Source organism: Bacillus sp. bc15 (assembly GCF_900142585.1).
Lineage (GTDB): Bacteria > Bacillota > Bacilli > Bacillales > Bacillaceae_G > Bacillus_A > Bacillus_A cereus.
On record NZ_FRBJ01000002.1, the window covers coordinates 100,063 to 112,058 of the forward strand.

The following is an 11,996-nucleotide window of genomic DNA, read 5'->3' on the forward strand; positions in this document are numbered from 1 at the left end:
AATTTATTATAATAACGTAGTCATTCCTATAGTGTAAAGCTTTTCTTTTACATTCATACTTTTTGCAAGAAAAGGACATTCTACAAGTAAGATATTCACTATTGGATATTAATATTATTAATAGAACAACGAGAGTTATGTTAAGTTTTTGTAAACTTTTCGATAAAATGTTTTAAAAAACGACAGTTTTTTGTTAGAATTGATTAGCCAATATATTTTACATATATTACTTTTGTGGGGGTAACAATAATGGTCTTTAAATCAAAAAAAGATAAATTTTCTGAAATGTTAATGAATGTTTCCGAAAATTTAAAAGAAGGCGCGCAATTTTTCGTGGAGTATAAAATTAAAAATGCTAGCGATTTAAAAGAGTTTTCTATGCGCATGAAAGAGTATGAGTCAAAAGGTGACTCATTTATTCACGAAATCATTATGGAGCTAAACAAAGCGTTTATTACTCCGATTGAACGTGAGGACATCCTACAACTTGCAATGAGTATGGATGATGTATTAGACGGATTAGATCACAGTGCTGGTCTGTTCGAAATGTATTCTATTACAGAAGCTGATGAATACATGATTAAATTCGTAGAAGCAATTAATCAATGTGCAATTGAAATTGCAAATTCTGTTGAACTACTGTCTAAAAAGAAGTTAGTCGACATTCGTACGAACGCGATTAAGATTAAGGATTACGAATCACAATGCGATGATATTCGTCGTCATGCGATTAAGCACTTATTCTCTCGTGAGAAAGATCCGATTAAGATTATTCAATTTAAAGAGATTTACGAAGAGCTTGAAGAAGTAGCTGATAGCTGTCAAAGCGTTGCAAACGTATTAGAAACAATTATTATGAAGAATGCGTAAGGAGTTTGATCATGGATACACTCTTGATACTGACCGTTTTAGTAGTCATTTGCGCTTTAGCTTTTGACTTTATCAATGGATTTCACGATACAGCAAACGCTATTGCAACGGCTGTTTCAACGAAAGCTCTAAAGCCTAGACATGCAATTATTATGGCAGCTATTATGAACTTTTTAGGTGCAATGACATTTACAGGTGTAGCAAAAACGATTACAAAAGATATCGTTGACCCATTTGCTTTACAAAATGGTTCTCTTGTAATTTTAGCTGCTTTACTTGCGGCGATAGCATGGAACTTAATTACTTGGTACTACGGTATCCCAAGTAGTTCTTCGCATGCAATTATTGGCTCAATCGCAGGTGCAGCCATTGCTGCTGCTGGTATTAGCTCATTAAACCTTAAAGGATTCATTAAAATTCTTGAAGCTTTAATCATTTCACCAATTATCGCTTTCGTTATTGGTTATATCGTATACAGTATTTTTAAAGTGGTCTTTAAAAACTTTAACTTAACGAAAACGAACAAAAACTTCCGTATATTCCAGATTTTCACTGCAGCATTACAAGCCTATACACACGGTACGAATGATGCACAAAAAGCAATGGGAATCATTACGATGGCTCTTATGGCTAATAACTATCATACTTCTAGCGATATTCCGTTCTGGGTACAATTATCTTGTGCTATCGCAATGGGGCTTGGTACTTCTGTCGGTGGATGGAAAATTATTAAAACTGTCGGTGGACAAATTATGAAAATTCGTCCTGTAAATGGTGTAGCTGCCGATTTATCATCATCACTTGTTATTTTCGGTGCAACATTCATTCACTTACCGGTTAGTACGACGCACGTTATCTCTTCTTCTATTTTAGGGGTTGGTGCTTCTCACCGTGTGAAAGGGGTAAAATGGGGAACTGCAAAACGTATGTTAATTACATGGGTTATTACACTTCCTATTTCAGCTTCTTTAGCTGCTCTGTTTTACTATCTATTACATTTTGTTTTCTAATCAAAAGTCGTCTTCCTTATTTTTCTAGGAAGACGACTTTTTTGTGAACAAGCCTATTTCTCATTAAAAAGCGTGTATAATAATTGGTGGATAAGTTATTTAGAGGAGTTGGCAATTTTGGAATACATCATGTTACTTTTCATCGGACTAATCGCCGGGACAGTCGGCAGCCTAGTTGGGCTTGGAGGCGGAATTATTATTGTTCCGTTATTAATTGGATTACACAGTTTATCACCACAACTTGCAGTAGGGACTTCTATGGTAACAGTCGTTTTTACAGGACTATCTTCCACCCTTACTTACATGAAGCATAAACGAGTAGATTATAAAAGTGGACTTATTTTATTTATCGGAAGCGGCCCTGGTGGTATTATCGGATCATGGGCAAATAAATTTTTAAACCAAGACACATTTTCTTTATACTTTGGGATTTTCCTTATATTCGTCTCAATTCTACTTATGCTTCGAGACAAATTAAAACCTCTTTCCCTCTCAAATACGTCTGTAATTAAGCGTTCTTTTACAGATAATGATGGAAATACTGTACACTATCAATTCCCACCGTTTCTTGCTATCTTTATTGCCTTTATAGTTGGGTTTATATCTGGGTTATTTGGAATTGGTGGCGGTGCCTTACTTGTTCCAGCAATGATGCTTCTTTTTGCATTCCCAGCACATATTGCAGTAGCAACTTCAATGTTCATCGTATTTCTATCAGCAATTGTAAGTTCTGCAACTCACATCTCACTTGGAAATGTCAGCTGGATTTATGCATTAATCCTTATTCCTGGTGCATGGATCGGCGGAAAAATCGGGGCTTATATTAATACAAAACTAAGTGGTAACGCCGTAATTAATTTATTACGTATTACGTTAATTATTCTTGGAACTAGATTAATCATTATTTCCCTTTTATAACGTATTCTTTTTAGAATGCGTTTTTCTTATACACATGAATATAAAAATCCTCCGAGGAGAACAAATAAAATTAAACAAACACATAATAACATATAATTTGAAATATGTACTTTCTTCAAGTTGACCACTCCTATAACTGCGACTGTTATCTTTATGATAGCGAAAAAATAGTTCACTTGCAGTTACAGAGTGCTAACAATGCAAAATCAATTATTACAAATTTTATCCTTATATTTCATTTCTTTGTATATTCTATCGATTTAATAAAAAAAGATGTCATATTGACATCTTTTTTAGTGAAGAAGTGACCATCCCATAAAGTCTTCATGTACTTGGCACGCCCTCTTATCATTTCGATCATATAATTCAGCATAACTATCTGTTTCTTCATCATAAGCCATCGTATAAATAATTTGGCCGTCTACTTCAACGGATAAAACGACTCCACCTTTCATCTCTTCTACATGAATGATAGCATTCGCCGGAATTCTCATATCCGTCATTCTCATCGCATCTAACAATATACTAAACCCCCTACAGCGTATTCATTGCTAGTACTATTACACACTAAATAGTATACTACTGTAATAGCATACATTTCGTCAATGAAATTGCTGTTGAAATAGCATATTGTCTATATACATATACGCTAAAATAGAAGAAATAGAAACATATTAATGGGGGGCTAACATTGATTCTACACAAAGGAGATGTACTATTCCGTCAAGGCGAGGACGGTCCTTTATACTTTATAAAAACAGGCTTATTAAAAGTAGTTCGGCTAGAGGAAGACGGAACACCATTTTTATTCAACATTATCGTTCCAGGTGAAACAATACCTCATCATTCTTTGATTTCACCGAAAGAATATCACGGTACAGCTATCGCTTTAATAAAAACAGAAGTTGAACCGATCACTAGTAGTGAATGGTATGAGAGACTTCAAGCAAATCCCGAATCATATGCCAACATCGCTATGCAATTGCAATCTAAATTAAGAATGATGCAACAACGAATTGATCAATTGACAACCGTCTCTCCGAAAGAACGTCTTCATCGTTTACAAGAATGGTTCACATTATATTTAGGTGACATTCCTATATATGAAATATTAACACAAACTGAAATTGGTCAACTGATAGGCATACGCCGTGAAACAGTTAACCGTTTATTACGAGAACAAATAAAAAACGAGGTAAAATAAATACCTCGTTTTTTTGTTTATTCTCATTCGTCTTATTGTAAGCTTGTTGCTGGGCCGAAAAATTCATAATGAATATGCTCTTGTTTCACACCTAAATCAGTTAGTGCAGCATTTATATGCTTCATAAATGCTACTGGACCACAAAAATAAAATTCTGCTTCAGTTGTCGGAATAATAGTTTTTAACCATTCGCTTTCAACGAAACCTTCTTTATCAAAGTTCTTCATTTCTAAATCTTTTTCAGTCGGTGCAGAATAACAAGTATATGCTTTAACTTGTTCATATTCATTTTCTACTGCCTTAACGTGTTCTTTCATTGCATGTGTATTACTATTTATTGCTGCATGAACAAAATATACATTACGTTTTGAATCTTGTTCAATTAACGTATTTAACATACTCATCATCGGTGTAATCCCTACTCCACCACTAATTAGTACAACTGGTAACGTTGAATCCATATTTAACACGAAATCTCCCGCTGGTGCACTTACTGGTAAAACATCTCCTTCTTTTACATGTTCATGTAAGTAATTAGATACTTTACCGTCTGGTGTATCTACACCTTTTTCTTTCTTTACACTAATACGATAATATTCTTTCCCAGGTGCATCAGATAAACTATATTGACGATTATGTGTATATGTCTCACCTTCAATATTGATTTGAACCGTTACATATTGACCTGGGATGAATGAAGAAACTTTCCCTCCATCTTCAGGTTTCAAATAAAATGACGTAATAACATCGCTTTCCTTCACTTTTTTAACAATCACAAAGTTGCGGAAGTCTTTCCATCCACCTTCTTTATGTGCAGCTTCTTCATACATCTCTGCTTCAAAGCTAATAAATGCATCAGCAATGACACCATATGCTTCTCCCCATGCATTTAAAACTTCATCAGGTGCACCTGCGACCTCTTTAATGGCACGTAGTAAACATGTACCTACAATCGGATAATGCTCAGCTTTAATACCTAAACTTCTATGCTTATGACCAATTTGTTTTACAACCGGAATAATTGCTTCTAAATTATCAATGTACGTTGCAGCTGCATAAACAGCATTCGCTAACGCTTGTTGTTGTCTTCCCTTTTTTTGATTCGTATGGTTAAAAATATTCAATAACTCCGGATGTTCTGAAAATAAAATTTGATAAAATCTCGTTGTAATTTCAACGCCTTTTTCTTGTAATAATGGTACTGTTGACTTTACGATTTCAATTGTTTTTGCACTTAACATTGTATCCCACTCCTCTATTTCCTTAACTGTTTTTAGTTTAACTGAATCTTATAATGCAGATTGTGATTTTAATCACTATTAACACGTTGTTTTTGTGAATAATATATGAACATTGCATTTACAAAAGAAAATAAGCTAACTAGAATTCTAGCTAGCTTATTATTTTGTTTGTATAGCTTGTTCAATTACCTTTCTATCTTTCCCATCGCCAAACTCCGTATACCCCCAGATATTCGTTTCACCTCTATATTTATTTACGATAATATCCAAGTCATGATATACACGGTGGGCATACACTACATACTCAATATTTTGAAGTTCCACACCTTTTTTTACAATTTCATAGCTTCTATTTACATCGCGTTTTATTTTTTCATTCTTTATTTCCGTATGTATATTTTTTAAAGATGGTTCTTGTTGTTGAAACCATTGCTTAAATTGCTTCCAATCCCCGTCTGTATAATTCTCTGCTTTACCGTAATTTAAGAAATTATTATAGCTTTCATGTGTCATTCGAATAAAATCTAGCACGTTTGTCTCTTCTTGCACATCTTCTACTTGAGCTATTGTATTTACCTCAGCAGGCTTATTCGCATAATGTAACAGCACTTTCATAAGACTATAACTCGCAATGATCATTACGATAATAATCCCGAATACACTTAACAATTTCTTCATATACAGAACTCCTTCTCTACTAAAGATATTACAATGTATGACTATACTTGTAACATTCTCTCGTAGAAATATAATTCCTGTATTAATTCTTCCTATCATTTCGACAATATTTTTCTACACATTTCGTCTTGGCAAATGCTCCTGTAAAACAATATAACCTTCATAAGCTGTATAACCAAGTATAGCTATTAATCCGATATAACAAGCAAATACTGTCCATTTCGTTTTCGTATCCACTTTATAATAGTTTTCTTGTTGTTCCTTTTCTGTTTTCCATTCATTTAATTTTCTTTCTGACGCTTCAAATACTTCTCTTATGTGAATAGTATACTCATCTTTTTCATCTTCATATGGAACATAATCTAACGGTTCAAACTTCGGTAAAAGATACTCTAACACTTCCATTTTTTGAAGTTCACCTATTTGTAACTCTTTTTCCCGTTCTCTTTGTCTTAATGCATTCATCTCATGATGCATCATGTATATAGTCCGATGTACAGCTCCAGTTTCTTTTAATTCCTCTTCAAGCCTAGCAACATATTCTTTCATTCCATCAATTTTATGCCCTAATTCCTTAATCGGCTCATCTCTCTTTATCACTCTGTATAATTCCATACAACCGATAATAACAATAAATCCTCCCAAAATACTTTTAAAGTAAATTGAATAGCCAAGTAATAAAATAAGGCCTGCTCCCCAAATTTTAGTACTGACAACTGAAATAATTCGCCCACCATCTAGCGGCGAAACAGGAATTAAATTAAAGAAATTAATCATACTTCCAAGCAAAATAACAAGCGCCCAAAACGGCTCTTGCGTCATTATATAAAGTGGAATCGCGGGTAAAAATGAAAGAAGTCCGAAAAGCGGCCCCATATAGGCGATGTAAGCTTCATCTTTCGCATTTTTCGGCATCTCTTTCATTCCAATAAGGGCCCCCATAAACGGAATAAAGATTGCTGGCGATGTTGGGATCCCCTTTCTTTTCGCAGCCCATAAATGGCCCATTTCATGAACAAACAACAAATAAATGAGCGCCACTCCAAATTTCCAACCATATAGAACTGCGTATGCGCCAAGCGATAGAAACATACTAAATACCGTTGAAAACTTTGCTAATTTAAAAATTGCAAATACCCACTTTAACTTAGACAGTAAAAATAGACCTATCGCAACAATAATTCCCCATAATCCTTTTTTATTATTTTTCATATTCCTCTCCTTTATCTCTCATTAATGAATCCTATTCATTCATCAAAGCTTGTTCTTTTCTCTATTATGACATATTTTTTTCTATTGTTAGAAATAATGTTTATTTAATCCATTTTTAGCCAAAAATATAAATAAAGGAGGTATATACGAATGAATTTACAATCTCTCATAATAAGTGTTTTATCATTTTTAGCTTCAACTCTTATTTTTTATACAGTGAGCTATGTATTATTATTAGATTGGTTGCCAAATCACTTACTTATCACTCTTATCATTCTTTCCGCTCTTATGATTTCATTTCTTATTACACGAAAATCAATGAATGAGCCATCTGCAAAAGCAAAATAATAGAGAGGGTGTTCTTCTCCCCTCTCTATTATCATTTCCTAGGAAAGGCTATATAGAATTTCAATTCAGTTACAGCCAATAAGGATCTTATCTCAAAATTCAGTTGGAACAAAGAAGTTAAGCGGGAATCAACGCCGAATTGGCAAAGACTATTAATCAACGAAAAATGAGCATCCTCTGCCGATTAAAGTCTCACTTTATCTTTGAAAATTCATTTTTTCACCATACTCTTTAACGATTTGAATTATATTTTGAAACACGCCTATTTTTTCTTTTTCACTGTTTAATATTTTCAAATCATACTTTTCGTAATATGTTTCTAATGATTTTAATTGTGATTCTGAAGCACCTTTTATCGGAACAGTAGCCTGCAATTCATATTGCTTATACCCTTCCTTTACTTTTTCACCTAAAATCATTTCACTCTCTTTTGCTCCAATTAATTTTTGAACTTTTTCTGGGAAAGTGAGTTGCAAATAATACTCTCGTTCCTTCACTAACTTGTTGTATAGTGATTGTGAAATCGTATACCGTACCATATAATTCACGTTTTGATCGCCCGCTTTAATATGAAACGTAGTAATCTGCAAATCTTTTTTTGTTACTTCCGTTAAAGGACCTACCTGCATCTCATCTTCTTTTTGTTCTGAAACATTTGGAAATATAGCCAAAAGCTTTTCCGTATCTTTTTCATTCAACATATACATAGCTTTCTTATATTGCACCCATCCTCGTCTATCTTCTCCCCTTAACCATGCATAATAAGTTTCTTTTTTCCCATCTCTACTAATTTGTATTTCATATTCAGGTTCACCGAAGCTTCCGGTTATTTCTTGTTTCTCAGCTTTATCCAAAATGTCTATTACTAACTTCGCTTCTGATTCCTGCAACTTTTTCTCTTTATGTTTTTTTTGTATAACGGTTACCTCTATTGTTTCTTTCACTTCATTCACCGTCTCTTCTACTTTTTTTGTTTCTTTTTTTTGCTCAGCTTGACCACAAGCTGCTAGTAACATAACAAATAACAACAATACATATTTCCCTTTCAAATTAATCCTCCTTTTACGATAAGAAATTCTTATAATCTTCATACATAAAACAAAAACGTGACATCCTATTAAATAAGTTATACTAATCATTGAAAGGAGGTCTTTATCATGTCCATTAATTTTCATGATCCAAATAATAAATACACATACGCAACAAGAAACGCTCATATTTCTTGGGCTGAAATGGTAAAAAACATTACAGACATACAAAACAAGCAAATAATTGATATTGGCTGCGGTGGCGGGATTTATACGAAAGAACTTGCTCTTATGGGAGCCAAAAATGTTGTGGGACTTGATTTTTCAAAAGAAATATTACAAGCTGCAAAAGAAAATTGCGGCAACATTCCAAATATTTCTTTCATCCACGGTGATGCACATAATATCCCATACCCTAATGAAACATTCGACATAGTTATTTCTCGTGCAGTTATTCATCATTTACAAGACATTCCTACATTTTTATGTGAAGCTTCTCGTATATTAAATAAAAACGGTGTACTTATTTTACAAGATCGAACGATTGAAGATTGTACAGTTCCAGGAAGTCCCGAACACATTCGTGGATATTTTTTCTCTATATTTCCAAAACTCATTGAAATAGAGTCAAAAAGACGCCCAAAAACCAACACGATACAGAAAGAATTACAAAAACATTCTCTTCACGTGCTTCCCACACAAACACAATGGGAAGTACGAAAAATACATGATTCTGTAGAAGCATTGCTACAAGATTTATCTCCTCGAACAGGTCGATCCATTCTATATGAGTTAACAGATGATGAACTTTCTCAACTTCTACAACATATACAGACCGCATTACAAAACGTCTCTCCTATTATTGAAAGAGATCGATGGACAATTTGGAGCGCCATGAAGTTGTAAGGAAGGAAGCCTCACAAAATAATGTGAGGCTTCCTTTCTTTCATAATCTAATTTTGCAACACTCTTGATATCCTCCACTTCTGGCCTGTGCACTTCCACACTTCGGACATACTAAATATCTAGACTGATTTGTCAACAAACTACCTTTTTGAAAGAGTAAAACTTCTGCTTGTTTAAACGAACGCGAATAATATAACCACATAAAACCAATTATAGCAATAATGCCAAATAATACTCCCATCGCAAGCATTTCAGTCACCTCTTTTGGTTTGTTCTTTCCAGCAAGTGGATTGTTGTAATATTCTCTGTAAATTCAAATAATCCCTTCTTTACTCCTATAAATATCAACTTTCTCTATAAATTTTACAATTCTCCACAAATTTTTACTCCCATTTTACAATTCATTATTCCTTTTGCAACAACGAATATTACTTTCGATATTTCCGTATATAAATATATCTTTCAAAAAAACATATTGACTTTCTAAAAAAAACATGCAACAATACTGTCAGAATACTTGAATAAAAATTCATTGACGAGAACGAGTACGTTATAGAACTGTTCCCCAGAGAGTTGGCGATTTGCTGAAAGCCAACGTTCAGTGCGTAACCGAAAATCATCTCCGAGAAGTAGAACCGAATGTTACAGTAAGTTCTTACCGGCCGTCCCCCGTTACAAGGAACACGTATCATGTTGTACGTTGCAAAGCCGTATACATATAGATTTATTTCTACATGTGTAAATTAGGGTGGTATCGCGGGTAAATATAACTCGTCCCTTTCTTTAGGGACGAGTTTTTTGTGTTCTTACAAATGAATTTAAAAAAGGAGGAAAAACAATGAACACTGTATCAAAAAAACATATTTTTTTCACGGGTCTTATGCTATTTTCTTTATTTTTTGGGGCAGGTAATTTAATTTTCCCTCCCATGCTTGGCCAAAATGCAGGTGAAAACTTTTGGCCAGCAATGATTGGATTTTTACTAACAGGAGTTGGCTTACCACTACTAACTGTTATCGCAATTTCTCTATCTGGAAATGGGATGCAGCAACTTGCAAGTCATGTTCATCCATTATTCGGAATTTTCTTTACAGTAATTGTATACATTGCTATCGGTCCATCTATGGGCATCCCACGTGTTGCAAATGTCGCTTATGAAATGGGTGTTAGTTCTTTCTTACCAGAAACAATCCGCTCTAGCAGCCTAGTGCTATTTGTATATACAATCATCTTCTTTACTATCGTATTTTGGCTGAGTTTGAATCCATCTAAACTTGTTGATCGTATTGGAAATGTATTAACACCTATTTTATTACTCTCTATTTTCTTATTGTTTGTTAAAAGTGTATTTACACCACTTGGGCAATCAGGACCAGCAATGCAAGAGTATCAAACTTCTCCAATCTTCAAAGGCTTTATGGAAGGCTACTTAACAATGGACACTATTTCAGCACTTGCATTCGGAATTATCGTTGTAAATGCAATTCGTTCTAAAGGTGTGAATGATCGTAAGTCCATTGCCATCGCCACAGCAAAAGCAGGGCTTATTGCCGCTACAGGACTCGTACTTGTATATGGTGCACTAGGCTGGCTTGGGGCAACTAGTGTCTCTCTCGGATATGCAAAAAATGGCGGACAGCTACTTACTGTTATCGTACAACAATTATTCGGTCCGTACGGTTTGCTCCTATTATCTCTTATCGTTACACTCGCTTGTTTAACGACATGCGTTGGACTCGTATCTGCGTGCAGCCAATATTTTTCAACATTATTGACTACATTTTCATACAAAACATTCGCGAGTATCATTTGCGCATTAGGATTATTAGTTGCCAACTTAGGTTTAACAAAAATTATCGCAATCTCTGTTCCAATTCTACTTGTTGTGTATCCAATTGCGATTGTACTCGTACTACTATCATTACTTCATAAATACTTCGGTGGATATCGCTCTGTTTATGTAGGTGCTTTAATCGGAGCAGCTGTAGTGAGCGTATTTGATGGATTAAAACAAGGTGGTATTTCAGTTTCATTCATCACACCATATTTTGAATTTATCCCTTTATATAATGAAGGAATCGGTTGGCTAATACCAGCATTAGCAGGAGCTCTTCTTGGCCTTACAATCGCTAAGTTAAGCGGTACGAAAAAAGTTCCATTACTAATCGAATCTAACGAAGTAAAAGCCTCCTAAAAAAACTCCCAAAAGGGAGTTTTTTTACATTTGATAAGCAGTATGATTAAAACTGCTTATTTTATAAGCTTTCGTATAATATTCAATATTTGTATCAACTGTTTCTACCTTGACAACATCATAGCGCTCTTCTTGCTTTACTAAAAATAAATAGTATTCCTCTGTTGCCTCAATAATCGCAATTTTATCTGTTTCAACATTATATTGTTCACAAAGTGCTTGTAATGCGTTCACATACTCCCCTAATTTTTTAGACTTATCCATTCCGAATATAGTTTGAACTAACATATACATTCTCCCCTTTATATGTACTGTTAACACCTTAATGATAACGCTTACATTGTTTATCGTCAATAAAAACATTCGATGGTTTTAACGCCAAATCTA

14 protein-coding genes and 1 other annotated feature are annotated in these 11,996 nt (G+C 34.1%); of the genes, 7 read left to right on the forward strand and 7 right to left on the reverse strand.

Annotation, left to right across the window (positions count from 1 at the left end):
- Positions 1-249: 249 nt before the first annotated feature.
- The 3 genes from BUA87_RS10315 (at position 250) to BUA87_RS10325 (ending at position 2,798) form a co-directional block, all read left to right on the forward strand.
- The gene (locus BUA87_RS10315; protein ID WP_000231445.1) at positions 250-870 is read left to right on the forward strand and encodes a DUF47 domain-containing protein; all 621 of its coding nucleotides are present in this window, start codon (positions 250-252) and stop codon (positions 868-870) included.
- 11 nt (positions 871-881) lie between these two features.
- Positions 882-1,880: an inorganic phosphate transporter gene (locus BUA87_RS10320; RefSeq protein WP_000380276.1), complete on the forward strand. Its 999-nt coding sequence runs from the start codon at positions 882-884 to the stop codon at positions 1,878-1,880.
- 117 nt (positions 1,881-1,997) lie between these two features.
- A complete protein-coding gene (locus BUA87_RS10325) occupies positions 1,998-2,798 on the forward strand; it encodes a sulfite exporter TauE/SafE family protein (RefSeq protein ID WP_000455762.1) in 801 nt (266 codons plus the stop codon).
- 293 nt (positions 2,799-3,091) lie between these two features.
- On the opposite strand, the gene BUA87_RS10330 is transcribed toward BUA87_RS10325, so the two are convergent.
- Positions 3,092-3,319, reverse strand: a complete 228-nt coding sequence (locus BUA87_RS10330) for a hypothetical protein (protein ID WP_000883009.1) — start codon at positions 3,317-3,319, stop codon at positions 3,092-3,094.
- A gap of 170 nt (positions 3,320-3,489) precedes the next feature.
- Here BUA87_RS10330 and BUA87_RS10335 point away from each other — a divergent pair, with 170 nt between their 5' ends.
- On the forward strand, positions 3,490-4,002 hold the full coding sequence (locus BUA87_RS10335) for a Crp/Fnr family transcriptional regulator (RefSeq protein ID WP_000600585.1): 513 nt from the start codon (positions 3,490-3,492) through the stop codon (positions 4,000-4,002).
- Positions 4,003-4,034: 32 nt separating this feature from the next.
- Here BUA87_RS10335 and hmpA read toward each other — a convergent pair whose 3' ends face one another.
- From hmpA to BUA87_RS10350, 3 genes are all read right to left on the reverse strand, one after another.
- Positions 4,035-5,243: an NO-inducible flavohemoprotein gene (gene hmpA / locus BUA87_RS10340; protein WP_072939632.1), complete on the reverse strand. Its 1,209-nt coding sequence runs from the start codon at positions 5,241-5,243 to the stop codon at positions 4,035-4,037.
- Positions 5,244-5,402: 159 nt separating this feature from the next.
- Positions 5,403-5,921, reverse strand: coding sequence for a hypothetical protein (locus BUA87_RS10345; protein ID WP_000735528.1), 519 nt, complete (start codon positions 5,919-5,921; stop codon positions 5,403-5,405).
- Between the two features lie 114 nt (positions 5,922-6,035).
- The gene (locus tag BUA87_RS10350; protein WP_000794493.1) at positions 6,036-7,133 is read right to left on the reverse strand and encodes a site-2 protease family protein; all 1,098 of its coding nucleotides are present in this window, start codon (positions 7,131-7,133) and stop codon (positions 6,036-6,038) included.
- Between the two features lie 150 nt (positions 7,134-7,283).
- Between BUA87_RS10350 and BUA87_RS10355 the strand changes: the two genes are divergently transcribed.
- Complete coding sequence (locus BUA87_RS10355; protein WP_001053359.1) at positions 7,284-7,481, forward strand: hypothetical protein; 198 nt, start codon at positions 7,284-7,286, stop codon at positions 7,479-7,481.
- A gap of 197 nt (positions 7,482-7,678) precedes the next feature.
- Here BUA87_RS10355 and BUA87_RS10360 read toward each other — a convergent pair whose 3' ends face one another.
- Positions 7,679-8,530 (reverse strand): YhfM domain-containing protein, encoded by an 852-nt coding sequence (locus BUA87_RS10360; RefSeq protein ID WP_000677053.1) that lies wholly within the window; start codon positions 8,528-8,530, stop codon positions 7,679-7,681.
- A gap of 108 nt (positions 8,531-8,638) precedes the next feature.
- On the opposite strand from BUA87_RS10360, the gene BUA87_RS10365 reads away from it, so the two are divergent.
- Positions 8,639-9,415, forward strand: a complete 777-nt coding sequence (locus BUA87_RS10365; protein ID WP_000026288.1) for a class I SAM-dependent methyltransferase — start codon at positions 8,639-8,641, stop codon at positions 9,413-9,415.
- A 40-nt stretch (positions 9,416-9,455) separates the two neighbouring features.
- On the opposite strand, the gene BUA87_RS10370 is transcribed toward BUA87_RS10365, so the two are convergent.
- Entirely contained in the window at positions 9,456-9,665 is a 210-nt protein-coding gene (locus BUA87_RS10370; RefSeq protein ID WP_000880630.1) for a hypothetical protein, read from the reverse strand.
- 273 nt (positions 9,666-9,938) lie between these two features.
- Positions 9,939-10,197 (forward strand) — a binding site (T-box leader).
- A gap of 56 nt (positions 10,198-10,253) precedes the next feature.
- Here BUA87_RS10370 and brnQ point away from each other — a divergent pair.
- A complete protein-coding gene (gene brnQ, locus BUA87_RS10375; protein ID WP_001099141.1) occupies positions 10,254-11,609 on the forward strand; it encodes a branched-chain amino acid transport system II carrier protein BrnQ3 in 1,356 nt (451 codons plus the stop codon).
- A gap of 24 nt (positions 11,610-11,633) precedes the next feature.
- Here brnQ and BUA87_RS10380 read toward each other — a convergent pair whose 3' ends face one another.
- Positions 11,634-11,972, reverse strand: coding sequence for a DUF3922 domain-containing protein (locus tag BUA87_RS10380; protein WP_072939635.1), 339 nt, complete (start codon positions 11,970-11,972; stop codon positions 11,634-11,636).
- Positions 11,973-11,996: the final 24 nt, after the last annotated feature.